At 68.8% G+C, this 22,566-nt stretch carries 23 protein-coding genes and 1 pseudogene; 16 read left to right on the forward strand and 8 right to left on the reverse strand.

The features are described 5' to 3' along the window. Positions 1-2 precede the first annotated feature (2 nt). Both BGP17_RS07470 and BGP17_RS07475 read left to right on the forward strand, forming a co-directional pair. Positions 3-644 (forward strand): annotated as a pseudogene (locus tag BGP17_RS07470) (glutathione S-transferase family protein); the annotation flags it as partial. A gap of 34 nt (positions 645-678) precedes the next feature. Further along, complete coding sequence (locus tag BGP17_RS07475; RefSeq protein WP_286711534.1) at positions 679-1,293, forward strand: glycoside hydrolase family 19 protein; 615 nt, start codon at positions 679-681, stop codon at positions 1,291-1,293. A 15-nt stretch (positions 1,294-1,308) separates the two neighbouring features. Here the strand turns inward: BGP17_RS07475 and BGP17_RS07480 are convergent, their stop codons facing one another. Next, on the reverse strand, positions 1,309-1,758 hold the full coding sequence (locus tag BGP17_RS07480; RefSeq protein ID WP_167298156.1) for a cupin domain-containing protein: 450 nt from the start codon (positions 1,756-1,758) through the stop codon (positions 1,309-1,311). On the opposite strand from BGP17_RS07480, the gene dapE reads away from it, so the two are divergent. Continuing rightward, a complete protein-coding gene (dapE, locus tag BGP17_RS07485) occupies positions 1,758-2,903 on the forward strand; it encodes a succinyl-diaminopimelate desuccinylase (protein ID WP_286711535.1) in 1,146 nt (381 codons plus the stop codon). The genes BGP17_RS07480 and dapE overlap by 1 nt on opposite strands. 98 nt (positions 2,904-3,001) lie before the next feature. Here dapE and BGP17_RS07490 read toward each other — a convergent pair whose 3' ends face one another. The 4 genes from BGP17_RS07490 to BGP17_RS07505 all read right to left on the reverse strand — a co-directional run bounded on the left by BGP17_RS07490 (position 3,002) and on the right by BGP17_RS07505 (position 7,307). Continuing rightward, complete coding sequence (locus tag BGP17_RS07490) at positions 3,002-4,678, reverse strand: putative bifunctional diguanylate cyclase/phosphodiesterase (protein WP_167298154.1); 1,677 nt, start codon at positions 4,676-4,678, stop codon at positions 3,002-3,004. An 81-nt stretch (positions 4,679-4,759) separates the two neighbouring features. Continuing rightward, positions 4,760-5,320, reverse strand: a complete 561-nt coding sequence (locus BGP17_RS07495; RefSeq protein WP_286711536.1) for a Smr/MutS family protein — start codon at positions 5,318-5,320, stop codon at positions 4,760-4,762. Next, complete coding sequence (gene mltA / locus BGP17_RS07500) at positions 5,317-6,651, reverse strand: murein transglycosylase A (protein ID WP_286711537.1); 1,335 nt, start codon at positions 6,649-6,651, stop codon at positions 5,317-5,319. Before mltA ends, BGP17_RS07495 begins: the two co-directional genes overlap by 4 nt. Before the next feature lie 11 nt (positions 6,652-6,662). Further along, positions 6,663-7,307, reverse strand: a complete 645-nt coding sequence (locus tag BGP17_RS07505; RefSeq protein WP_167298151.1) for a Tim44/TimA family putative adaptor protein — start codon at positions 7,305-7,307, stop codon at positions 6,663-6,665. A gap of 174 nt (positions 7,308-7,481) precedes the next feature. On the opposite strand from BGP17_RS07505, the gene secB reads away from it, so the two are divergent. From secB to BGP17_RS07530, 5 genes are all read left to right on the forward strand, one after another. Further along, on the forward strand, positions 7,482-7,994 hold the full coding sequence (gene secB, locus BGP17_RS07510; protein WP_086128871.1) for a protein-export chaperone SecB: 513 nt from the start codon (positions 7,482-7,484) through the stop codon (positions 7,992-7,994). Between the two features lie 64 nt (positions 7,995-8,058). Continuing rightward, a complete protein-coding gene (gene murJ / locus BGP17_RS07515) occupies positions 8,059-9,621 on the forward strand; it encodes a murein biosynthesis integral membrane protein MurJ (RefSeq protein ID WP_286711538.1) in 1,563 nt (520 codons plus the stop codon). A 105-nt stretch (positions 9,622-9,726) separates the two neighbouring features. Further along, complete coding sequence (trpS, locus tag BGP17_RS07520) at positions 9,727-10,716, forward strand: tryptophan--tRNA ligase (RefSeq protein ID WP_167298149.1); 990 nt, start codon at positions 9,727-9,729, stop codon at positions 10,714-10,716. Between the two features lie 231 nt (positions 10,717-10,947). After that, positions 10,948-11,985 (forward strand): CAP domain-containing protein, encoded by a 1,038-nt coding sequence (locus tag BGP17_RS07525; RefSeq protein ID WP_286711539.1) that lies wholly within the window; start codon positions 10,948-10,950, stop codon positions 11,983-11,985. Between the two features lie 89 nt (positions 11,986-12,074). Beyond that, positions 12,075-12,335: a hypothetical protein gene (locus BGP17_RS07530; protein ID WP_167298147.1), complete on the forward strand. Its 261-nt coding sequence runs from the start codon at positions 12,075-12,077 to the stop codon at positions 12,333-12,335. Between the two features lie 141 nt (positions 12,336-12,476). Here the strand turns inward: BGP17_RS07530 and dnaA are convergent, their stop codons facing one another. The 3 genes from dnaA to mutM form a co-directional block, all read right to left on the reverse strand. Further along, positions 12,477-13,841: a chromosomal replication initiator protein DnaA gene (gene dnaA / locus BGP17_RS07535; protein ID WP_208413378.1), complete on the reverse strand. Its 1,365-nt coding sequence runs from the start codon at positions 13,839-13,841 to the stop codon at positions 12,477-12,479. A 458-nt stretch (positions 13,842-14,299) separates the two neighbouring features. After that, the gene (rpsT, locus tag BGP17_RS07540) at positions 14,300-14,563 is read right to left on the reverse strand and encodes a 30S ribosomal protein S20 (RefSeq protein ID WP_086128864.1); all 264 of its coding nucleotides are present in this window, start codon (positions 14,561-14,563) and stop codon (positions 14,300-14,302) included. A gap of 100 nt (positions 14,564-14,663) precedes the next feature. Continuing rightward, positions 14,664-15,473 (reverse strand): bifunctional DNA-formamidopyrimidine glycosylase/DNA-(apurinic or apyrimidinic site) lyase, encoded by an 810-nt coding sequence (gene mutM, locus BGP17_RS07545; protein ID WP_286711540.1) that lies wholly within the window; start codon positions 15,471-15,473, stop codon positions 14,664-14,666. Between the two features lie 90 nt (positions 15,474-15,563). Between mutM and BGP17_RS07550 the strand changes: the two genes are divergently transcribed. From BGP17_RS07550 to BGP17_RS07585, 8 genes are read left to right on the forward strand one after another with little or no spacing between them, the layout of a single operon-like run. Continuing rightward, the gene (locus BGP17_RS07550; protein WP_167298144.1) at positions 15,564-16,319 is read left to right on the forward strand and encodes a class I SAM-dependent methyltransferase; all 756 of its coding nucleotides are present in this window, start codon (positions 15,564-15,566) and stop codon (positions 16,317-16,319) included. Between the two features lie 43 nt (positions 16,320-16,362). Next, positions 16,363-17,898, forward strand: coding sequence for a 2-polyprenylphenol 6-hydroxylase (gene ubiB / locus BGP17_RS07555; RefSeq protein WP_167298143.1), 1,536 nt, complete (start codon positions 16,363-16,365; stop codon positions 17,896-17,898). Next, on the forward strand, positions 17,895-19,010 hold the full coding sequence (locus BGP17_RS07560; RefSeq protein WP_286711541.1) for a hypothetical protein: 1,116 nt from the start codon (positions 17,895-17,897) through the stop codon (positions 19,008-19,010). Before ubiB ends, BGP17_RS07560 begins: the two co-directional genes overlap by 4 nt. Next, positions 19,007-20,188 carry a bifunctional phosphopantothenoylcysteine decarboxylase/phosphopantothenate--cysteine ligase CoaBC gene (gene coaBC / locus BGP17_RS07565; RefSeq protein ID WP_286711542.1) on the forward strand — a complete coding sequence of 394 codons (1,182 nt, stop codon included), beginning with the start codon at positions 19,007-19,009 and terminating at the stop codon, positions 20,186-20,188. The genes BGP17_RS07560 and coaBC overlap by 4 nt, the downstream gene beginning before the upstream one ends. Continuing rightward, entirely contained in the window at positions 20,178-20,990 is an 813-nt protein-coding gene (locus tag BGP17_RS07570) for an alpha/beta hydrolase (RefSeq protein ID WP_208413377.1), read from the forward strand. The genes coaBC and BGP17_RS07570 overlap by 11 nt, the downstream gene beginning before the upstream one ends. Further along, positions 20,990-21,436 (forward strand): dUTP diphosphatase, encoded by a 447-nt coding sequence (gene dut, locus BGP17_RS07575; RefSeq protein ID WP_286711543.1) that lies wholly within the window; start codon positions 20,990-20,992, stop codon positions 21,434-21,436. The genes BGP17_RS07570 and dut overlap by 1 nt, the downstream gene beginning before the upstream one ends. Beyond that, positions 21,433-21,798 (forward strand): hypothetical protein, encoded by a 366-nt coding sequence (locus BGP17_RS07580; RefSeq protein ID WP_167298139.1) that lies wholly within the window; start codon positions 21,433-21,435, stop codon positions 21,796-21,798. The genes dut and BGP17_RS07580 overlap by 4 nt, the downstream gene beginning before the upstream one ends. After that, positions 21,795-22,550 carry a HesA/MoeB/ThiF family protein gene (locus BGP17_RS07585; RefSeq protein ID WP_167298138.1) on the forward strand — a complete coding sequence of 252 codons (756 nt, stop codon included), beginning with the start codon at positions 21,795-21,797 and terminating at the stop codon, positions 22,548-22,550. The genes BGP17_RS07580 and BGP17_RS07585 overlap by 4 nt, the downstream gene beginning before the upstream one ends. Positions 22,551-22,566 lie beyond the last annotated feature (16 nt).

Genomic DNA, 22,566 nt, shown 5'->3' on the forward strand with positions numbered 1-22,566 from the left:
ACAAAGCCTATTCCTCCTGGTCGCTGCGCGGCTGGCTCGCCTGCAAGCAAGCCGGCCTTCCCTTCGAGGAGGTGGTCGTGCCGCTGTACGACGAGGCATGGGAGAAGCGGCGCGAGGGCGACGAGTTCGCTCCCTCCTCGGGCAAGGTGCCGATCCTGTGGGACGGCGATGCCGTGGTGTGGGACAGCCTGGCGATCATCGAGTATCTCAACGACAGGACCGGCAACACCCGGTTCTGGCCCACGGATCCGGCGGCACGCGCCATGGCCCGCTCGATGGCGGCCGAGATGCATTCGGGCTTCGCCAATCTGCGCCGCAAGCACACCATGAACGTGCGGCAGGTCTATCCGCCCAAGGCGCCGGACACCGATGTGCTGCAGGAAATCGGCCGGATCATGGAGCTCTGGGTCCAGGCTCGGGCCCGGTTCGGCGGCGAGGGCCAGTTCCTGTTCGGCGCGTTCGGCGCGGCGGACATCATGTTCGCCCCCGTCGTGACGCGCTTCGTCACCTATTCGCTGCCGGTGGCACGCTTCGCGCCCGCCTATATGAACGCCGTGCTCCAGCACCCCTTCATGCAGGACTGGATCGCCGCGGCGCAGGAAGAGGATTGGGTGATCCAGCAATTCGAGATGGATCAGGCCTGAGGCCGCCGCGCGCGGCCCGGCGGAGGGGCGCGCGATGCTGGATGTGAGGAAGCTTCAGCAGCGGCTGGGCGTGGAGGTGGACGGCGCGCTCGGCCCCGGCACGTTTGCCGCGCTGTTCGCTGCCTCGGGCGCGGCGCCGCCGGTGGCAGCCGAGCTCGGCCTGGCCGCCAACGTCCATTTTCGCAGCTACCGCATCCTGGCCAACGGCCTGCGCCTCGCGCATTTCCTGGCGCAATGCGCGCACGAGAGCGGCGGATTCCGGCACGCCAGGGAGGTCTGGGGTCCCACCGCCGCCCAGCGCGCCTATGAGGGCAGCGCCAAGCTCGGCAACGACCGGCCGGGCGACGGGAAGCGCTATCTCGGCCGCGGCCCCGGCCAGCTCACCGGCCGCGCCAACTACCGGCTCTACGGCCGCAAGCTTGGCATCGACCTGGAGCGCCATCCCGAACTGCTCGAGGCCTGGTCGCTCGGGCTGCTTGCCTTCTGCGCCTATTGGGACGCGTGCGGCCTCAATGCCTGGGCGGACCGGGACGATCTCAGGGTCGTCTCCAACGGCATCAACCGCGGCGACCCGCTCTCGGCGAAGGAGCCGAACGGATGGGCCGATCGCCAGGCGCGCCATGCCGCGATGAAGGCGTTGATATTGTGAGGAACGGATCGGCAGTCAGGCGAACCCGCTTCCATCCTTCCGGCGGAACCCCTGCCCCGCCGGCAGGTGCATGTCGATGTCGGGATAGTGGCAGTCGCTCGCGGCGGGCTTGCCCACTGCGATGTAGACGCAGGGCGCGTCGCCGCGGTTCTGGAGGACGTGCCCGTTGCCGTCGCCCTTGGGAAAGACGGCGATGTCGCCCGGGCGCATCGGCGTCTCGCCACCGTCATCGACCAGCACCGCTTCGCCCGCCAGCATCACCACGAACTCGTCCTCGCCGGCATGCCAGTGCCGCTGGGAGGACCAGGCCCCGGGCTCCAGCGTCACATGGCTGAAGCCGAAATCGGCGACCCCGCTCGCCGGGGCGAGCCGGCGATACCAGCGTCCCTGCACCGGCCCGGCGAATTCGGGCGGATAGCCGGTCGCGTTGGTCTGCGGGATTGTATCGAGATCGAGCTTGGGCAATGCCACCTCCATCAAAGCCGGAGACCATCTTGCCCGATCCCGTAGAACTCACCAAGGCGCTGATCGCCGCCGAGAGCATCACCCCGGCGCGCGGCGCCGTGTTCGACGTGCTGGAAGCGGCGCTGCTGCCGCTCGGTTTCAGGGTCGAGCGCTTCGTCGAGGGCGAGGCGCCCGAAGGACCGGTCGAGAATCTGCTCGCGGTGCGGGGCGGCGCCGGCCGCCACTTCGCCTTTGCCGGCCATCTCGACGTGGTGCCGCCGGGCCAGGGCTGGACGAGCGACGCCTTCACGCCCGAGGTCCGGGGCGACCTCCTGTACGGCCGCGGAGCCGTCGACATGAAGGGCGCCATCGCCGCCTTCGTCGCCGCGGCGGCGCGCGTCCCCGAGGGGACGGTCAGCCTGATCGTCACCGGCGACGAGGAAGGTCCCGCTACCTATGGCACGCCCCGCCTTATCGAGCGGATGGCCGAGCGCGGCCTGACGCCGGACATGTGCCTGGTCGGCGAGCCCACGTCGCAGCACCGCCTGGGCGACATGATCAAGATCGGCCGGCGCGGCTCGACGGTGATCGACATCGCGATCCCCGGCAAGCAGGGCCATGTCGCCTATCCGCACCTCGCCGACAATCCGGTCCCCCGGCTCGTCCGCGCCCTGGCGGAGATCGACGCCATCGAGCTGGACCAGGGCAATGCCTGGTTCCAATCCTCGAACATCGAGATCATCGACATGGCCGTCGGCAACCCGGCGACGAACGTGATCCCCGGCCATGCCGGCGCACGGATCAGCATCCGCTTCAACGACCAGCAGCGCGGACCGGACCTGATCGCCCGGATCGAGGAGATCGTGCGGCGCCATGCCCCGGCGGGGATCGTCAAGGGCCGCGTCTATGGCGAGGCGTTCCTCACCGAACCCGGCGCGCTTTCCGCGCTGGTCGCCGGAGCGATCCAGGCGAGGCTGGGGCTGGCGCCGGCGCTTTCGACCACAGGCGGCACCTCGGACGCGCGCTTCCTCTCGAAGCTGTGCCCGGTGGTGGAGTTCGGCCTGCTGAACGCCACGATGCACAAGCTCGACGAGGCAGTGGCGCTGGCCGATCTGGCCGCGCTGACGGACGTCTATGAAGAGGTTCTGAAGCGGGCCTTCGCCTGATCAGGCCCTTACCTTAGCGGCACAGGGCCGGGACGACGAGGGAAGGAAACGGCCCTGGAAGCGGTCGACCGGGCCGGTTCGGGAATGCGAAGGGAACCCTAGCCCGCGATCCGCCGCGGCGCGATGCCGCGCGCCCATTCGAGGAAGGCGCTCTCCTCCATCGGCGTCGCCACGGCATAGCCCTGAAGCACATCGCAGCCGATGACGCGCAGCACCGTGGCCTGGTCCTCGCTCTCGATCCCCTCGGCCACGGCTTCGCAGCCCAGGCCATGGATCAGCCCGATCACCGCCTGGGCGATGGTACGTGCCTCGGCGCTCTCGGCGACTTGCTCGATCAGGCTGCGGTCCAGCTTGATGCGGTCGATCGGCAGCTTGCGAAGGCGGGCGATGTTCGAATAGCCGGTGCCGAAATCGTCGATGGCGATGGTGGCGCCGTCGGTCCGCAGCGTGGCGATCGCGTCGAGCACTTCGCCCGAGCAGTGCATCGCCAGCGTCTCGGTGATCTCGAGCTCGAGCAGATTGGCCGGGGCGCTGGCCGCCAGCATCGCCTCGCGCAGCTTGCGGAAGAAGCTGGCATGGTCGAGCTGGCGCGGGCTGATATTCACCGCGAGCCGCTGCTGGATGCCCAGCCGGCCCCAGCGCGAAATCGTCTCGGCGACGCTCTCCACCACCCATTCGCCGATCTCGACGATCAGGCCGGTTTCCTCGGCACGCTGGATGAAGGTCCCGGGCATCTTGAGCCCGTCCGGATGGCGCCAGCGCAGCAGCGCCTCGGCGGCGACGATGCGGCCGTCGGCGGCGGAGACCTGGGGCTGGTAGACGAGGGTGAACTGGTCCTTGTCCACCGCTTCGCGCAGGTCGCTTTCCAGCCGGGCCCGCTCGGCGATCTCGGCCGCGAGGATTTCGGTGAAATGCTCGGCGCGGCCGCGGCCCATCGCCTTGGCGTGGTACATGGCGGCGTCGGCCGCGCGCATCAGGTCGTGCAGCGTGGTGCCGTGCTCGGGGCGCAGCGCGATGCCGATCGAGGCCCCGATCGACACTTCCTGGTCGGCCAGGTCGAACGGCTCGGAAAGGGCGTAGAGGATGCCGCGCCCGATCCGCTCGGCTTCACGCACATGGCGCAGCGCCGGGAAGAACATGGTGAACTCGTCGCCCGCCAGCCGCCCGATCAGCGGCGGCCGCGCATCGGCCTCGGCGGCGAAGCGGTCGGCGACGGCGCGCAGGCGATTGGCGACCATGCCGAGCAGCGCGTCGCCGGTGGCATGGCCCAGCGTGTCGTTTACGTGCTTGAAGCGATCGAGATCGATGAAATAGAGCACCGCGACATTGCCCGGCGGCAAATCCGCGAGCATGCGCTCGGCGGTACGGCGGAAATTGGTGCGATTGGGCAGCGACGTCACCGGATCGAACATCGCCAGCCGCTGGACGCTCTCCAGATTGGCATGAAGCTGGCGGAACAGTCCGTCCATCGCCCGCGCCAGCGTCGGCACCGATACATGCACCTGGGGCGGGATGCCGCTCTGCAGGTCGCCATTGGCGGCGCCCTGGAGGCGGGCGATCGCCGCGTCGATGGCTTCGGCGGTGGAGGCGATGCTGCGCTCGGCCGAAGCCCAGCACATCACGCCGCAGACGATGGCCGCGATCAGCGCGCGGCCCGCCGTCTCGACGGTGATCATGCCGGGAGTGGAGGCCGCGGCCAGCGCCAGGATGAACGCCACGGCACCGGCGCACATCGCAAAGGCTATCGCACGGCTCTTGAGCGAAAATCCTTCCACTGCGCTCGCTCTTCCCCCCAGCAACCCGTCGTCGGACGGGCAAATGCCCGCCTCGATCCCCGGACACATCGCAGAGAGAAGTTAAGATTTTTCTCGGGGCCGCCTGAGCACGATATAGAGCGCGCCGGCTCCTCCGTGGCGGGAATGCGCGGTCCTTACGGCAGCGATACGATCGGAATGGCGCGACGAAGCGAGCCAGTCGCCCACGGCCGCGCGGATCGCGCCGCGGGCATGCGGGCGCTCGGATTCCGGCCGCGGCGGCTTGCCGGTGACGAGCAGCAGCACGCGGTCGCCCCGCCCGATCGCGCCCTCCAGCCCGAAATCGAGCCGGTCATAGGCCGAGGCAAGGCTATGGCCGTGCAGGTCGACGGTCGACTCGGGCGCAACCAGCCCGCGCGACAGGCGCCGGTCCCAGGACGCATCGAGCGTGTTGACCGCCTGCCCGCGCAGCGGCGCAGGCGGCGATGCCGCGGCAGGTGGCGGCGGCACCCGCCCCCGGGGCTTGGCCGGCAGGGGTTGCGGCGCGACGGCCGCCGGCGCCTCGGGCGGCGCCACCGCGCGCGCAGCCCGCTTCTCGAGCGGAGTCACGCTGGCGATCACGCGTTTCCACAGCGCCGCTTCCTCGGGCGCGAGGCGTCTCACCGCTGGCGTTGCGGCGTCGGCACCGTGGCGATCGGCCCGCCGCCCAGTCGGCTGAGCGTTCCGGCCGGCAGCAGCAGCCAGGCGGTGCCGCGCGCATTCATGCCGCCTGCGATCGCGCGCGCATCGTCGCCCGCGCCCCAGAAGGTATCGACCCGGTTGGGGCCCTTGATCGCCCCGCCGGTATCCTGCGCGATCCACAGGCCATTCGCCTCGGCACGGTCCATCGACAGGAACACCGGCGCGCCGAGCGGGATGAACTTGGGATCGACCGCGGCGCTCACCTGCCCGGTGACGGGCAATCCGAGCGAGCCGTTCGGCCCGGCGCCCTTCAGTTCCTGGAAGAACACATAGCTCTTGTTCTCCCACATGATGTCCCGCCCCTCCTCGGGGTGCTCGCGCAGATAGGCGATGATGCCCTGCATCGAGGCGCCGCCGGGCTTGAGCAGCCCGCGGTCGCGCATCAACGCGCCGATGCCGACATATTCGCGGCCATTCTGGCCGGCAAAGCCGATGCGCATCAGCTGGCCGTCCGGCCCGCGCAGTCGTCCCGATCCCTGGATCTGGAGGAAGAACAGCTCGATCGGATCGGCCGCCCAGGCGATCTCCAGCCCGCGCCCCTCCAGCGCGCCCTGGTCGATCTCCTTGCGGTCGTAATAGGGAATGAAGGCCTTGCCGGCGACGCGGCCGCGGATCCGCTTGCCCTTCATGTCGGCCGAGAACTGGCCGAGATCGACTTCGATGATGTCGTCCGGCTTGGCGTAGACGGGCACTTCATAGCCCGGGCGGCGATGCCGCGATCCGGCGATCTCCGGCTCGTAATAGCCGGTCGCCTGCGCCTTGCCGTCGGCGACCTGCACCGTCTCGAACCAGCGCGCGAAGAAGCCGCGCGCGTCACGCTCGTCCCAGGCCTTCGCAGCATCGCAGGAAGGCTGCCAGTCCCGCCCCTGGGTGAGCCCGCTCGCATCGGTGCGGCGCACCAGCGACGGACAGCTCAACCGATAGGCGACCAGCGCACGCGCGGCAGCCGCATCGCCCAACGGCAGCGAATCCAGCGCGGGTCCGGCAAGCAGCCCGGCCGAGGCGGCGACGAGCGTGCCGGCGGGGGCAGCGGGTGCCGGAATGGCGGCGAGCGGCGTCGCGGGGATGGGCTGGCGGGCGGCGGGGTTGCCGTGCGGTTCCGAGACGCGCCCCGACTCCCGCGGCATCTCTCGCGGACGTTCCCTCGGCGCTTCGCGCGGCGGCGTATAGCCCGGCTCCACCGAATGCGGCACCACGCCGCCCGAGCAAGCGCCCAGCAGCGCCGCAAGCGCGACTCCCCCCCAGATCCGCATAGATCGGCCCCTCAGGCTTCGTCGGTTTCGACGAGCTTCCAGTTGGGATCGTCGCTGCGGAGGCTCCGCGCGAAGGTCCAGATGTCGTGCGTCTCCACCGCATCGCTCAGCGAGCCGGCGATCACATTGCCATCGGCATCGCGCGTCACCGCCGCGATATCGGCGTCGAAGCGCACGGTGATGCGGGCGGCCTTGCCCTCCACCACCACGTCCGAGATCAGCGCGCGCTCGATCGCAACCAGGCGATTCTCCAGCACATGGCCGGCGGCCTTGCGATCGGCGATCGCCTGGGCAAAGCCGGCGCGGACATCGTCCTCCACCAGCCAGGTCAGCGTCTCTTCATCGCCCTTCCAGAAGGCCTCGAGGATCATCTTGTACGCACTCTTGGCACCATCGAGGAACTGAGCGACGTCGAAGCTCGCATCGGCGGCGATCACGGCCTTCAGGCCCGATTCCGCGCCCGTACCGATCACCCGCGCGCCGATCTCGCGCGTCTCGGGCGTCTGATCGATGGTGCGGGCCGCCGGCGACACCGCCACGCGCTCCTCGCTCGGCTTCGGCAACGCCTGCTCATGGCCGGTGCGCTTGCCGAGCACGGCATAGAGTCGGAGCGCCAGGAAACCGGCCACCATTGCGAACAGAATTATCGTGTACACTACGCCTCCAAACGCTTCGCCGCTAACATAGGCCTAAGCGACGCTGGTTTCAAATATCCGGTTCCGCGCGTCGAATCCGGGGGCAATTGAAACGCGTGCGCCCGCCTGCTAGGCGCGCAATCGATCCAACGCGCAAACGGCGCCAATCTTTCCGGAAATAAAGAGGACATCGAAATGGCCGAGAACGACACGATCGCCGAATTCGGCGAGCCCGCTGCCAATGGCGCCGATACCGCCCCGGCCGCCGGTCTGCTGTCGCAATATGTGAAGGACCTCTCGTTCGAGAATCCGAACGCGCCGGCCATCTTCCAGAACCCGACCGCGCCGGCCATCGACGTGCAGTTCAACATCGGCTCGGCCAAGGTCGCCGACGAAGTCTATGAGGTCGTCCTCAAGATCGAAGTGCGCGCCACCGCCGAGAGCCAGGCCGCCTTCATCGTCGACCTGTCCTATGCCGGCCTGTTCGGCATCCGCAACGTGCCCGAAGGCGAAGCGCTCGACGGCTTCCTGCTCGGCGAGGCGCCGCGCCTGCTCTTCCCGTTCGCCCGCCGCGTGCTGGCCGATGCGGTGCGCGACGGCGGCTTCCCGCCGCTGATGCTCGAGCCGATCGATTTCGGCGGCATCTACATCCAGCAGCGTGCGATGAACGAATCGGGCCTTACCGGCGAAGTCGCGGGCGAAGCCTGAAGGAGTATCCGGGGGTGACGGTTCCCAGATCCTCCCCGGGCTCGCCTCGGGGAGGATTCACGCGGTGAAGCTCGCTCGCAGCCTCGGCTCGGTGGGCGGGCTCACGCTGGCCAGCCGCATTCTCGCGCTGGTCCGCGATTCGCTGCAGGCCCGCTATGTCGGCGCGAGCTTCGCGTCGGATGCGTTCACCATCGCCTTCCGCCTCCCCAACATGTTCCGCGCGTTGTTCGCCGAGGGCGCGTTCAACGCCGCCTTCATCCCGATGTTCAATCGAAAGGTAGGCGAGACCGGCGAGCTCTCGCAGGGCCTCGATTTCGCCGAGCGCGCACTCTCGGTGCTGTTCCTCGCGCTCGCGGTGATGACCGGCGTGATGCTGGCCGCCGCCTGGCCGCTCACCTGGCTGCTCTCCGGCGGTTTCAACGACGTGGCGCCCGATCGCTTCGCCTTCGCGGTCGAGCTGAGCCGGATCACCATTCCCTATCTGATGCTGATCAGCCTGGCCTCGCTGCTGGGCGGCATCCTGAATTCGCTCGACAAATTCTGGGTCAACGCCGCGGCGCCGATCCTGCTCAACATCGCGATGGTGGTCGCGCTCGCCGTGTTCAACGGCGATCCGTTCGAGACGGCGCGGGCCCAGGCGATCGCCGTGCCGATCGGCGGCGCGCTGCAGCTCGGCTGGCTGGCATTGGCCTGTCGCCGTTCGGGCGTGTCGCTCAAGCCCCGCCTGCCCCGCCTCGATCCCGAGGTGAAGCGGCTGATGAAGCTGATCCTGCCCGCCGCCGCAGGCGCCGGCGCCTCGCAGATCAACCTGCTGATCTCGAGCGCGCTTGCCGGCGGACTGCTGGCCGCGGGCTCGCTCTCCTACATCTATTATGCCGATCGGCTGAACCAGCTGCCGCTCGGCATGATCGGCATCGGCCTGGGCACCATCCTGCTCCCCACCATCTCGCGCCTGCTCGGCGCCGGACGGGACGAGGAGGCGATGGAGACGCAGAATCGCGGGATCGAGCTCGCGCTGTTCCTCACCCTGCCCGCGATGGTCGCGCTGATCGTCGCGGCCGAGCCGATCGTGCGCGGCCTGTTCCAATATGGCCATTTCGGCCCGGAGGCGACGCGCGCCTGCGCGCTGGCGCTCGCGGGCTTCTCGGTCGGCCTGCCCGCCTATGTCCTCGTGAAGGTACTCACGCCCGGCTATTATGCCCGCCACGACATGAAGACGCCGGTGCGCTACGCCATCGTCTCGGTTGGAGTGAACATTGCGCTGAATCTCGCGCTTATCCCGCTGATCGGCGCCAGCGGGCCGCCGCTCGCCACCGCGATTTCGTCGAGCGTCAACACCTTCATGCTCTATCGCACGCTGCACCGGCGCGGCCATTTCACCGCCGACGCGCAGCTCAAGCGCCGCCTGCCCCGCCTGGCGATCGCCGCGGCAATCATGGGCGGGGCGCTGTTCGCCTTCGATCACCTGCTCGACCCCTGGCTCAACGGCCATATGATCGAGCGCTACGGCGCGCTGGTGGTGCTCGTGGGCGCGGGCTGCACGATCTACGTCCTTGCCTGCTTCGTCACGCGCGCCTTCCTGATCTCGGACATCAAGGCGCTGGTCCGCCGCCGTTCCGCGCGCTAGAGGCCTCCGCGTCCCTGACATCATCGTGCGGCCGCGTCCCCGCCGTCTCGGACCCGCGGCCCGTCCAAAGGCCGAACGGTCAGCCCGGGCGCGGAGTGAACAATCATGCGCGTCGTTTCCGGCATCCAGACCACCGGCAATCTCCACCTCGGCAACTATCTCGGGGCGATCAAGCAATGGGTGGCGATGCAGGACCAGGGGGAATGCCTGTTCTTCCTCGCCGATCTCCATGCGCTGACGGGCAATATCTCGCCGCGGGAACTCGCCAATAGCACGATCGAGATGGCGGCGACCCTGCTCGCCTCGGGCATCGACGATCGCGCGATCCTGTTCAACCAGGCGCGCGTGCCCGCGCATGCCGAGCTGTGCTGGATCCTCAACGGTACCGCGCGGATGGGCTGGCTCAACCGCATGACCCAGTGGAAGGACAAGGCGGGCAAGAACCGCGAAGGCGCCAGCGTCGGCCTGTTCACCTATCCGGTGCTCCAGGCGGCCGATGTCCTCGTCTACAAGGCGACGCATGTGCCCGTCGGCGAGGACCAGAAGCAGCATCTCGAGCTCGCCCGCGACATCGCGGCCAAGTTCAACACCGATTTCGAAGTCGAGCTGTTCCCGCTGCCCGAGCCGTTCATCTCCAAGGCCGCCCCGCGGATCATGAGCCTGCGCGACGGCAGCGCGAAGATGTCCAAGTCCGACCCTTCGGACCTGTCGCGCATCAACCTGTCGGACGATGACGACATGATCGCGCAGAAGCTCCGCAAGGCGAAGACCGATCCCGAGCCCCTGCCCGATTCGTTCGATGCCCTTGCCGAGCGGCCCGAGGCGAAGAACCTGGTGACCATCTTCGCCGCCCTGTCGGACCGCGACCCCCAGTCGGTGGTGACGGAGTTCGCCGGCCAGGGCTTCGGCGCGTTCAAGCCGGCGCTGGCGGATCTCGCCATTGCGGTGCTCGGGCCCGTACGCGAGCGGCTGAACCAGCTGCTGGCGGACCGCGAGGCAGTGGGCCAGCAGCTCGCCAGAGGCGCCGAGCGTGCCAGTGCCCTCGCCGAACCCACGCTCAAGGCGGCGCAGAAGGCAGTCGGGCTGCAGATCTGATACCGGATCCATGGCACCCGCGCCGCCGCGGGTGCCATGGCGGCATCGTCCGGACCGTCCGCCTTCGGACGCCGCGCGATGCACTGCGGGCTTCGCTTCGCACTCGCATCGCCCCGCCGGCCGACCCGTCTGCCGATAACTGCTGACAGCCCTTCCCCGCGCGCTATGCTCCAGGGAAGGGCTGGAACCGCGCCACGCCCTTCGGGTTCTGCCAAGCGGGAGTGCATGCGGATGCGTAAGCTGGTTGCCCTATTGCTGCTCGGCGGCGCCCTGGCCGCATGCAGCGGCGGTTCGGGCGGAGAAGGCGGAACGGTCGTCACGCCCACCCCGACGCCCCCGCCATCGACGCCCACGCCCACCACCCCGGCGCCCTCGCCCAGCCCGACGAGCACCGAGCCCGCCACCGGCTCGGATTTCCTGAGCTCGGTCGCGCTGCTCTACAGCGCTGCGCCCAACATCGCCGCCTGCCAGGCCGGAACGCTCAAGCCCGAGGTCGGCGCGCGGGTGCTCGCGACGCTCAACGACATCCGCGCGCACCATAATCTGCCCGCGGTCACCTATGCGCCGGCCGACGAGCCCGCCTCCCAGCAATCGGCGCTGATGATGGCCGCCAACGGCCAGCTCAGCCACAACCCGCCGACGAGCTGGAACTGCTACACCACGGCCGGCGCCACCGCTGCCGGGCAGAGCAACATCTATCTGGGCACGGGCGGGCTGCGCTATTCGCAGGATGCCGACCTGCTGATCGGCTGGCTCACCGATACCAACAATGTGGTGGCGAACAATATCGGCCATCGCCGCTGGCTGCTCTATCCGTTCCTCTCGACCATTGCCTATGGCCGGGTCGCCGGGGTCTGGCAGGGCAGCAACCGCGCGGACGGCGCCTCGATCAAGGTGATCAACACCACCCAGAACACTGCCGGCCCGCTGCCCGATTATGTCGCCTATCCGTTCGAGGAATATCCGGCGCGCTATTTCGACACCGCGGCGCTGCTCTCCTTTGGAGTGATTGCCAACAAGACCTCCAATTTCGGGGCGAACGCCGCAGTAAGCTACGCCAACGCCACGATCGCCGTACGCGCGCGGGGCGGGGCGGCGCTCACGGTGTCGAGCGTGTCATGGGACAATGACGGCTACGGCCTGCCCAACAGCCTGCAATGGAAAGTCGCCGGGCTGGCCGCCAACACCGTCTATGACGTGACCATCAGCAACGTCACCGTCGGTGGCGCCGCCCGGAGCTACAGCTATTATTTCCGGCTGGTGCCCTGAACGGGGCAAAGCACCATATCCGTCGCAGCTCCGCTGGGCCATGGCGGCATCGCGGCCTAGCCTGTGCTTTCCAAGACAGGGAGGCATCCATGCGCAAGAAGATCGGTTTCCCGCTCTCGCTCGCCGCCGCGGCCGGTTTCCAGGCCGTCCTGGCCCAGCCGCTCCAGGCCCGGCCGGGCTTCGGCGAATGCGACAATCCGCCATCGGTCACCTGCTCCAACTATCAGGCCCGGGGTTTCTCCAGCCATGGCGACTGCGTGACATACTACAGCGACTATTGCCCCTTGCTCGAGAGCGGCAATGGCGGCTGCGTCTATGATCCGCGAATCGGTCAGACCATCTGCTGGTAACCGTTATGTCTAGACAAAAAGGCCGGACCCGCCTGGGCCCGGCCTTTCTGTTGATCAGGGTGGAGGCGTGACCGATTCGCGTTGCCCCGCTCTCAGCTCCTCCACCCCGCCCGCCCCTGAAAGAGGCGGGAATATAGCTCCCTAGCCCTCCAGCGTGCGCATCAGCGTGCGCACCGCAGTGTCGATCTCCACATCCTTGCCGCGCAGTTCCTCGATGCGCTTCACGGCATGGATCACCGTCGAATGGTCGCGATTGCCGAACTTGCGGCCGATCTCGGGCAGCGAGCGCGTGGTCAGGCGCTTGGCCAGGTACATCGCGATCTGGCGCGGCCGGGCGATCGCCACGGCGCGGCGCTCGGAGATCAGGTCGATCTGCTTCACTTCGAAATGCGCCGAGACCGCGCGCTGGATCTCGTCGATCGTGATGCGGCGCTGGGCCGAGCGCAGCACTTCGCCGAGCACGTTGGTCGCGAAGTCGATCGTGATCACTTCGCCGTTCAGCTGGGCATAGGCGACCAGGCGATTGAGCGCGCCCTCGAGCTCGCGGACATTGGTGGTGATCCGCGCGGCGAGCAGGTCCATGACCTCATGCGGCATCGTCACCGCCGGCATGTCCTGAAGCTTGCGGCCGACGATCGCCCGGCGCAGCTCCAGCTCGGCCGGCTTGATGTCCGCCACCAGGCCCGAGGCCAGCCTGCCGGCCAGCCGCGGCTCGAAGCCCTCCAGGGCCTGCGGCGCGCGATCGGCCGCAATCACCAGCCGCTTGCCCGAGGACATGAACTCGTTGACGGTGTGGAAGAACTCCTGCTGCGTCGCGTCCTTGCCGCCGATGAACTGCAGATCGTCGATCATCAGCAGGTCGACCGAGCGCAGCCGCGCCTTGAAGGCATGCGTGTCCTTGTTGCGCAGGGCCTGGACGAACTCGAACATGAAGCGCTCGGCGGTCACGTAGATCGCGGTCGCTTCCGGATTCGCCTCGAGGAACGCATGGCCGATCGCGTGCATCAGGTGCGTCTTGCCCTGGCCAGTGCCGGCATGGAGATAGAGCGGGCTGAAGCGCGGCGCCCCCGGCTCGGCCATCGCCTTGGCCGCGTTGCACGCCACGCGATTCGTCGCGTCGATCACGAAGCGATCGAAAGTGAAGCGCACGTCGAACTGCGGGCGCTCGGCCGGCGAGGCAGTGGCAGCTGCGACGGGGGCCGAATCGGCCGCCACGGGCGCGGACGCCGTGCTCAGAACGCGCTTCGGCTCCTCCGCCAGCGTTTCGATCGATACGTTGCGCACCGCCGGAATCTGGCCGCGGAACTCGAGCAGCAGCCGCTCCGCATAGTGATTCTTCACCCACTGGGTCATGAACGCCGAGGGCAGGCCCAGACGCACCACCTCGGCATTGCTGCCTTCGATCAGGACGACCGGCTTGAGCCACTGGTCGAACAGGCGCTGGCCCGCAGAGCGACGCAGGTTCGCGCGCACATGCGACCAAGCCTTGGCAACCGCAGCTTCCATTCCGTCCCGTTCCAAGGCCTGCACCTGAGTCACCCTGACGCACCCCTCCTTCGCGGGAAGCAGCCGCTTCCCGTGCGCTAATTCGCTCCGACATGAGGCCCTTCGACACCGGACATCCCCGGTCCCTGTGCGACGGGCTTCGCTAAATGCCCCGGCGAGACCTCGCCTGGGAGGTCTGTTTTAGGAACCCCTTTCTGAGTCGATCAAGGGGGTCGGGTGTAAAGATACTGAAATAGTTTTGTTGACTCGCCGTAACCCGCGGAAAACCGTGGGGGCAACCTTACAAACTACTGAAAAGCTTGGCTTCTGCGAATTATTGCAAACCAAAGACACTGCGACTCGCGCGAATCTCAGGGTTCCATGGGCCAGCCTTGATTCGTTCCGCAAACCTTTGTCAGACACGACAAAAACCCCGCGGAACCGGGGTCCCGCGGGGTTTTATTACGAAAAAATTACGATTACGCCAGCGCTTCGACGCGCTTGTTGAGACGCGCGAACTTGCGCGAGGCGGTGTTCTTGTGGAGCACGCCCTTGGCGACGCCGCGCGCCATTTCCGGCTGCGCAGCGGCGAGCGCGGCAGCGGCCGCCGCCTTGTCGCCGGCCTCGAGGGCCGACTCGACCTTCTTCACGAAGGTGCGGATACGGCTCACGCGGGTGCCGTTGATCTCCGCGCGGCGCGCATTGCGCCGGATACGCTTCTTCGCTTGCGGCGTATTCGCCATGCCGTCTCGTTCCTAGCTCGAAATGTTTAGGGCGCGGGGAACATGCCTCCACGCCCGGAAAGACGGGCCCCTTAGCGCCACCGGCGATTCGGGTCAACCGTTACGACTGGCATTTCGGGCACCAGAAGGTGGAACGCCCCGAATCCACGCGCCGCTCGACCGGCCCTCCGCACGCACACGCCTCTCCTTCCCGGCCATAGACTTGCCATTGCTTGGCGAAATAGCCCAGTTCGCCATCAGGCTTGGCATAGTCGCGGATCGTGGAGCCGCCGGCGCGGATCGCGCCTTCCAGCACCGCGCGAATCGCGGCGGCCAGCTTCTCCAGCCGCGCCTTCGGGATCGAACCGCCCTCGCGCATGGGCGCGATGCCGGCGATGTAGAGCGCTTCGCACACATAGATGTTGCCCAGGCCCGCCACCGTGCGCTGGTCGAGCAGCAGGGCCTTCACCGGAGCGACGCGGTCCTTGAACAGGCGCGCCAGGTGCCCGGCATCGAAGTCCGGCCCCAACGGCTCCGGCCCCAGTGCCGCGAAGGGAGCCCAGGCCGGCACTTCCGCCGTCGGCACCAGGTCGACCGAGCCGAAACGCCGCGGATCGTTCAGCGCCAGGCGATGATGCTGCGTCTCCAGCACCAGGTGATCATGCTTGCCGATCTCCCTGGGGTCGATTCGCCAGCGCCCGGACATGCCGAGATGGAAGATCAGCGTGTCGCCGCGATTCGTCTCGATCAGCCCATATTTGGCGCGCCGCCCCAGCCCGGTGACGGTTGCCCCGGTCAGCCGCTGGCCGAGCCCCTCGGGAAACGGCCGGCGCAGATCGCCGCGGTGCAGCGTGAGGCGGGTGATCGTCTCGCCCTTGAGCACGGGCTCCAGGCCGCGGACGGTAGTCTCTACTTCGGGCAGTTCCGGCATGGCCCCATCGTATCGTCCCCGTCATTCCGGCGAAAGCCGCGATGACGCTAGGGCTTTAACCCGGCCATGCACCTCGCTAGAGCCCCTGGCATGACCGACACCGTCTCCTTCGGCTACGAGGACGTGGCCCCCGAGGAAAAGACCCGCCGCGTCGGCGAAGTCTTCTCCAGCGTCGCTTCGAAATACGACCTGATGAACGACGCCATGTCGGGCGGCCTCCATCGCCTGTGGAAGGACAAGTTCGTCCGCCGCGTGAAGCCGCGCGCGGGCGAGCACATCCTCGACATGGCCGGCGGCACCGGCGACATCGCCTTCCGCATGGCGCGCTCCGGCGCCTCGATCACGGTGGCGGACATCAATCCCGAGATGCTCGCCGTCGGCATCGAGCGCGCCGCCGAACGCGGGATCGCCAGCGGGCGCGAGCCCGACGCCGGCAGCCTGGTATGGAGCGAGGCCAATGCCGAGCAGCTGCAATGGCCCGACCGGTTCTTCGATGCCTATACCATCGCCTTCGGCATCCGGAACGTGACCGACATCCCCAGGGCGCTCCGCGAGGCGCACCGCGTGCTGAAGCGCGGCGGCCGGCTGTTCGTGCTGGAATTCTCCACCACCCAGTGGCCGGGCTTCGCCGAAGCGTACGACGCCTATTCGCACCATCTCGTCCCCAGGCTGGGCCAGTTGCTCGCGGGCGATGCGGACAGCTATCGCTATCTGGTCGAATCGATCCGCCGCTTCCCGCCCATGCCCGAGTTCGAGCGGATGATCCGCGAGGCCGGCTTCACCCAGACCAAGGTCGAGCCGCTGCTCGGCGGCCTGGTCGCGATCCATTCGGGCTGGAAGATTTGAAGCCAGTGCCTTTCCCCGATTTCCGTCATCCCGGCAATTCCGGATGACCGCACCCGCCGTCCATCTCTGGCGCCTGCTCAAATGGGGTCGCATCCTTGCGCGCCACGGCGCATTGCGCGGGATCGAGCGCGATCCCAACACGCCCAGGCCGGTCCGCCGGATCGCCCGGATCGCCCGCTTCGGCGCGCGCGTGCCCCAGGTACCGCGCTATGCCGATGCCTTCCAGGCGATCGGCCCGGCGGCGATCAAGCTCGGCCAGACGCTCGCCACTCGCCCCGACCTGGTCGGCGACGAAGCCGCCCACGACCTGCTCCGCCTGCAGGACGCGCTGCCGCCCCTGCCGTTCCCGGTGATCCGCCAGCGGATCGAGGGCAGCTTCGGCCGTCCGCTCGAGACCTTCTTCGCCGCGTTCGACGAGACGCCGATCGGGGCCGCCTCGATCGCGCAGGTCCACCGCGCGGTCACAGCCGATGGCCGCCAGGTCGCGGTGAAGGTGCTGCGCCCGGGGATCGAGGCCGAGTTCGCCAAGGCGATCGACACCTATGAATGGGCTGCCGCCCAGGTCGAGAGCATGGGCGGCGAGGCGTCGCGCCTGCGCCCCCGCCTCGTCATCGAGACCTTCAAGCGCTGGACCGCGCGCGAGCTCGATCTGCGCCGCGAAGCCGCCTCCGCCTCGGAGCTGGCCGAGGGCATGCAGGCCGAGCCCGATTTCATGGTCCCGCAGATCGACTGGCAGCGCACCACCGGCAAGGTGCTGACGCTCGAATGGATCGACGGCATCAAGCTCTCGCATCGCGACCGGATCGTCGCCGCGGGGCATGATCCGAGCGTCCTCGCCGGCCGGCTGATCCGCGCCTTCCTGCGCCAGGCGATCGCCGAGGGCTTCTTCCATGCCGACATGCATCAGGGGAACCTCTTCGCGCTCCCCGACGGCCGCATCGCCGCGATCGACTTCGGCATCATGGGCCGGATCGACCGGCGCGCCCGGGTCTGGCTCGCCGAGATCCTCTACGGACTGATCACCGGCAACTACAAGCGCGTCGCCGAGATCCATTTCGAGGCGGGCTATGTGCCCCCGCACCACAATGTCGCCGAGTTCGCCACGGCGCTGCGCGCGGTCGGCGAGCCGATGCGCGGCCTGCCGGTCAAGGACATGTCGATGGGCGCGATGCTCGACGGCCTGTTCTCGATCACCCGCGACTTCGACATGCAGACCCAGCCCCACCTCCTGCTGCTCCAGAAGACGATGGTGATGGTCGAGGGCGTGGCGCGGACGCTCGATCCCGACATCAACCTGTGGGACGTATCGGCACCGTTCGTGCGCGAATGGATCCGTACCGAGCTGGGCCCGGAGGCCAAGATCGCCGACCGGCTGGTCGAGGATATCCGCACCCTCGCCCGCCTGCCCGACCTGATCCGCAACATCGAGCGGCGCTTCCCGGCACCCGGAGGCGCGCCGCCAGCGCCGCCGCTCCGCGAGATCGAGCGCATCCGCGTGGTCGGCGGCTGGCGCTATGCCGCGGTGGCCGTGCTCTCCGGCGCGGTGGGCGCGGCAATCATGATGTACCTGCTCTCGTGAAGCTGCCCGCGATCCGCTGGCTGGCCGAGCCGACGCGCTTCGCCGCGCTCGGCCGTTCCCGCGCCCGGATCGCGCTGGGCGTGCTCGGCCTGTTCCTGCTGCTCTCGCTGACCGCCCTGGTCACCGTCGGCCCGCCCCCGGTGAGCGGCGACCCTGCGAAGCGCGCCGACGACCAGAGCGACGTGGTTCTCTATGAGAGCATCGTCGCGGGCGTGCGCCATGGCGGCGGCTATTACGAAGTCGCCGCCGACGCGCTTCGCGCCGGCAATTATCCGCTGCGTCCCTTCGTCACCTTCCGCCTGCCGGGCCTGGCGATGGTCCAGGCGCATCTTCCCCGCCTGGCGACGATGGGCCTGCTCTATCTGCTGGTCGCGTCGGTCTTCACCGTCTGGGGCATGAAGCTACGCAGCGGGATGACGCGCTGGCCACCGGTGGCGATCGGCCTCGCCCTGCTCGCCGCCGGGCTGATGGCGTTCGTCCAGCCCGATCTCTGGGCGTTCCACGAGATCTGGGCGGGGCTGCTCGTCGCCCTTTCGCTCGGCATCTACCGGCCGAACCGCTGGATCGAGGCAGTGGCGATCGCATTGCTCGCCATGCTGATCCGCGAGACCGCCGCGCTGTTCGCGCTGGTCATGCTCGCCGCCGCCTGGTTCGAGGGCCAGAAGCGCGAGGCGATCGGCTGGGGCGTGGCGCTCGCCTGCCTCGCCCTCGCGCTCGGCTTCCATGCCTGGGCGGTCGGCCAGGTCACCACCGCCACCGATCCCGCCTCGCCGGGCTGGGCGGGGCTGCATGGCTATGGCTTCTTCGCCAAGTCGGTGGTGCTCTCCACCGCGCTCCGGCTCCTCCCGATGGCGCTGGGAGCGCTGCTCTTCACGCTGGCGCTGTTCGGCTGGATCGGCTGGAAGGACCCGGTTGCGGCGCGCGTCGCCGGCACGCTCGCCGCCTTCGGGCTGGCGATCGCCCTGTTCGCGCGGCCGGACACTTTCTATTGGGCCTTGATGATAGCGCCGCTCTCGCTGGTCGGACTCGCCTTCGCGCCCGACGGTCTGCGCGACCTGTTCCGCCAGGCGCTCGACAGGCGCCGCATCACCGTGACAAAGGTGGTTCCATGACTCAGCGCATCCTCCTCATCGTCGGTGGCGGCATCGCGGCCTACAAGGCGTGCGAGCTGATCCGCCTTTGCCGCAAGGCCGGGATCGCGGTGAAATGCGTGCTAACCGCCGGCGGGCAGCATTTCGTCACGCCGATGACGCTGGCGGCGCTCAGCGAAAGCCAGGTCTACACCACGCTCTGGGACCTCAAGGACGAGGCCGAGATGGGCCATATCCAGCTGAGCCGCGAAGCGGACCTGGTCGTGGTCGCGCCTGCCACCGCCGACCTGATGGCGAAGATGGCCGCCGGCATCGCCGACGATCTCGCCACCACCTTGCTGCTCGCCACCGACAAGCCGGTGCTCGCCGCGCCGGCGATGAACGTGCGGATGTGGCAGCACGCCGCCACCCGCCGCAACGTCGCCACCCTGCGCGGCGACGGCGTGACGGTGCTCGAGCCCGACGAAGGGCCGATGGCCTGTGGCGAGTACGGCCCCGGCCGCCTGCCCGAGCCGGCGGCGATCCTCGCCGCGATCCAGCGCCATTTCGAGGGCGGCACCGGCGGCAGGCTCGCCGGCAAGCACATCCTTGTCACCGCCGGCCCCACCCATGAGCCGATCGATCCGGTGCGCTACATCGCCAATCGCTCCTCGGGGAAGCAGGGCTATGCCATTGCCGGGGCGCTCGCCGCCCTGGGCGCGCGTGTCACGCTCGTCTCGGGCCCCGTCGCCCTTGCCACGCCGCCGGGCGTCTCCCGCATCGATGTCGAGACCGCGCAGGACATGGCCAATGCCGTCGCCCGGGCATTGCCCGCCGATGCCGCGGTGATGGTCGCGGCGGTGGGCGACTGGCGCACCGATGCCGCCGGCCAGAAGATCAAGAAGGAAGGCGGCGCCCCGCCCAGCCTCCAGCTTTCCGAGAACCCCGACATCCTCGCCATGCTCGCCGCCAGCCCGCGCCGGCCGGCGCTGATCGTGGGATTCGCCGCGGAAACGGAGCGTGTCGTCGAACATGCCACCGCGAAACGGGCTCGCAAGGGCGCGGACTGGATTGTCGCCAACGATGTTTCGGGCGATGTGATGGGCGGTGAAGCCAATGCCATCCATCTCGTCACCGCCGACGGTGTCGAACATTGGGAAAGACTGCCCAAGGACGAAGTCGCCCGCCGGCTCGCGCAGCGTATCGCCGATGCGCTCTAGCCTCGCGCTGCTGCTCTGTGCGGGCCTTGCCGCCTGCAGCATGCCGGCCACGCGCCCGGATGCGCCCGCCGGCCCGCCGGGCACGGGCCTCTACACCCAGAGCTTCGGCAACACCCCGGCGCGCCAGGTGCGCACATTGATCGTCGTCCTGCACGGCGACGCCCCCGCCACCAAGCCCGACTATCACTATGCCTTTGCCCGCGCCGCCGCCGACGCGGTGCCGAACAGCATCGCGGTCGCCCTGCTCCGCCCCGGCTATGAGGATCCGCAGGGCCATCGCTCCCCGGGCGAGCGCGGCCAGACCACCGGCGACAACTACACGCCCGATCGCATCGCCGCCGTGGCCGAGACGATCCGCCATCTCCAGCATCGCTACGGGCAGGCCCGCACCGTGCTGGTCGGCCATTCCGGCGGCGCGGCGATCGCGGCCGACCTCGCCGCCACCTGGCCGCACCTGGTCGACGGCATCGTCCTCGTCTCCTGCCCCTGCGCCCTTCCGGAATGGCGCAAGCACATGAAGACCGTGGCGCCGACGCCGCTCTGGGATGCGCCGGTCGACAGCCTCGATCCGGTGAAGCTCGTGGGCGGCATGCCGCCCAGCCTGCGCGCCGCCGTGCTGGTGGGCGGCGACGACAAGACCACGCCGCTCCGCTTCTCGCGCCTCTATGCCGAAGCGCTGTCGCTGCGCGGGATCGCCACCGATTTCCGCATCATCCCCGGCAAGGGCCATGAGCTGCTCGGCGATCCCGAAGTGATTTCCGCGCTCCAGCGCCTCGCCGCCGCCCTTCCAGGAAAGTCTTGATGCTCGCTCCGATCCGTATCGCTCTCCAACGCCTGCCGCACGGAACGGACCTGCCGCACCCCACCTATGCCACGGCGGGCGCAGCCGGGATGGATGTGGTCGCGGCCGAGGACGTGGTGCTGGCTCCCGGCGCGCGCCATGCGGTGGCGACCGGCTTCGCCATGGCGATCCCGCCGGGCTATGAAGTCCAGGTCCGGCCGCGCTCCGGCCTCGCGCTCAAGCACGGCATCACCTGCCTGAACACGCCTGGCACGATCGACAGCGACTATCGCGGCGAGGTTAAGGTGATCCTCGCCAATCTCGGTGACGCGCCGTTCACCGTCGCGCGCGGAGACCGTATTGCACAGCTCGTGCCCGCACCGGTCCAGCATGCGGAGCTCGAGGAGGTGGGGACGCTCGACGAAACGGCGCGCGGCATCGGGGGCTTCGGATCGACGGGCACGTGATCGGATCGGTTATTCTCGCAGCGGCGCTCCAGGCGGCGCCGATCGATTGGGACGCGCTGCCGCCCCTGCCCTGGCGCACGCCTCCGGTCCTCACGCCGGACATGCAGGGCTTCGTCCAGCGCGAAGTGAAGCTGCGCAAATGCACCACGGCCAAGCCGGGCACGCTCGAGGTCTCGGTCGCGGTGCTGGTCGACGAGAATGGCGCGATCCGCACCACCGTGCCGCGCGCGATCGCCTGCCCCTCGGTCGAGCAATATGCCGCGGCCCTCGCGGCGGGCTTCGCGCGGGGCAACCTGCTCCCGCGCCCCGGCGCGAGCGAGCAATGGTACAGCACGACCCTCACCTTCACCCTGCCGCAATGAACCTCTCCGACGCGGAGCTGGAACGCTATGCCCGCCACATCGTGCTGCGCGAGATCGGCGGCGGCGGACAGGTGCGCCTGAAGGCGGCGCGGGTGCTGGTGATCGGCGCGGGCGGGATCGGCTCGCCGGCGATCGAATATCTGGCGGCTGCCGGCATCGGCACGCTCGGCGCGATCGACGACGACCAGGTCTCCCTCTCCAACCTCCAGCGCCAGACGCTCTACGCCACCACGGACCTGGACCGCCCCAAGGTGGAGGCCGCGCGCGCCCGGGTCGCCGCGCTGAACCCGGAAGTGACGTTCACCGGCTTCCGGCAACGGATCGACGCGCGCAATGCCGACGCGCTGATCGCCGCGTTCCATCCGGACGTCGTCCTCGATGGCTGCGACAATTTCGCCACTCGCCTCGCCGTTGCCGATGCGTGCCTTCGCCACCGCGTCCCGCTCGTCTCGGCCGCGGTATCGGAGTTCGAGGGGCAGCTCGGCGTCTTCCGCGGCTGGGAAGCGGACAAGCCCTGCTATCGCTGCTTCGTCGGCCATGATCCCGAGCGGCCGGGCATCAGCTGTGCCGAACAGGGCGTACTCGGCGCGCTCACCGGCGTGATGGGCAGCCTTGCCGCGCTGGAGGCGATCCGCGCCGTCGCCCCCTTTGGCGAGGATCCTGCCGGCAAGCTGCTGCTGGTCGATGCGCTCGCCTTCCGGTTCCGAGCGCTGACCTTGCCCAAGGATCCCGGTTGCCCGGTTTGCGGATGACGATCCGGGAGGAACC

This window comes from Sphingomonas sp. 67-41 (assembly GCF_001899725.1).
GTDB classification, from domain to species: domain Bacteria; phylum Pseudomonadota; class Alphaproteobacteria; order Sphingomonadales; family Sphingomonadaceae; genus Sphingomonas; species Sphingomonas leidyi.

What these genes read in the sequence shown, in the direction of transcription:
- BGP17_RS07475 (WP_286711534.1), top strand. Translation starts at nt 679, where the DNA reads ATGCTGGATGTGAGGAAGCTTCAGCAGCGGCTGGGCGTGGAGGTGGAC.
- dapE (WP_286711535.1), top strand. Translation starts at nt 1,758, where the DNA reads ATGCCACCTCCATCAAAGCCGGAGACCATCTTGCCCGATCCCGTAGAA.
- mltA (WP_286711537.1), bottom strand. Translation starts at nt 6,651, where the DNA reads ATGCGGATCTGGGGGGGAGTCGCGCTTGCGGCGCTGCTGGGCGCTTGC.
- secB (WP_086128871.1), top strand. Translation starts at nt 7,482, where the DNA reads ATGGCCGAGAACGACACGATCGCCGAATTCGGCGAGCCCGCTGCCAAT.
- trpS (WP_167298149.1), top strand. Translation starts at nt 9,727, where the DNA reads ATGCGCGTCGTTTCCGGCATCCAGACCACCGGCAATCTCCACCTCGGC.
- BGP17_RS07525 (WP_286711539.1), top strand. Translation starts at nt 10,948, where the DNA reads ATGCGTAAGCTGGTTGCCCTATTGCTGCTCGGCGGCGCCCTGGCCGCA.
- BGP17_RS07530 (WP_167298147.1), top strand. Translation starts at nt 12,075, where the DNA reads ATGCGCAAGAAGATCGGTTTCCCGCTCTCGCTCGCCGCCGCGGCCGGT.
- dnaA (WP_208413378.1), bottom strand. Translation starts at nt 13,841, where the DNA reads ATGGAAGCTGCGGTTGCCAAGGCTTGGTCGCATGTGCGCGCGAACCTG.
- rpsT (WP_086128864.1), bottom strand. Translation starts at nt 14,563, where the DNA reads ATGGCGAATACGCCGCAAGCGAAGAAGCGTATCCGGCGCAATGCGCGC.
- mutM (WP_286711540.1), bottom strand. Translation starts at nt 15,473, where the DNA reads ATGCCGGAACTGCCCGAAGTAGAGACTACCGTCCGCGGCCTGGAGCCC.
- BGP17_RS07550 (WP_167298144.1), top strand. Translation starts at nt 15,564, where the DNA reads ATGACCGACACCGTCTCCTTCGGCTACGAGGACGTGGCCCCCGAGGAA.
- ubiB (WP_167298143.1), top strand. Translation starts at nt 16,363, where the DNA reads ATGACCGCACCCGCCGTCCATCTCTGGCGCCTGCTCAAATGGGGTCGC.
- coaBC (WP_286711542.1), top strand. Translation starts at nt 19,007, where the DNA reads ATGACTCAGCGCATCCTCCTCATCGTCGGTGGCGGCATCGCGGCCTAC.
- BGP17_RS07570 (WP_208413377.1), top strand. Translation starts at nt 20,178, where the DNA reads ATGCGCTCTAGCCTCGCGCTGCTGCTCTGTGCGGGCCTTGCCGCCTGC.
- dut (WP_286711543.1), top strand. Translation starts at nt 20,990, where the DNA reads ATGCTCGCTCCGATCCGTATCGCTCTCCAACGCCTGCCGCACGGAACG.
- BGP17_RS07585 (WP_167298138.1), top strand. Translation starts at nt 21,795, where the DNA reads ATGAACCTCTCCGACGCGGAGCTGGAACGCTATGCCCGCCACATCGTG.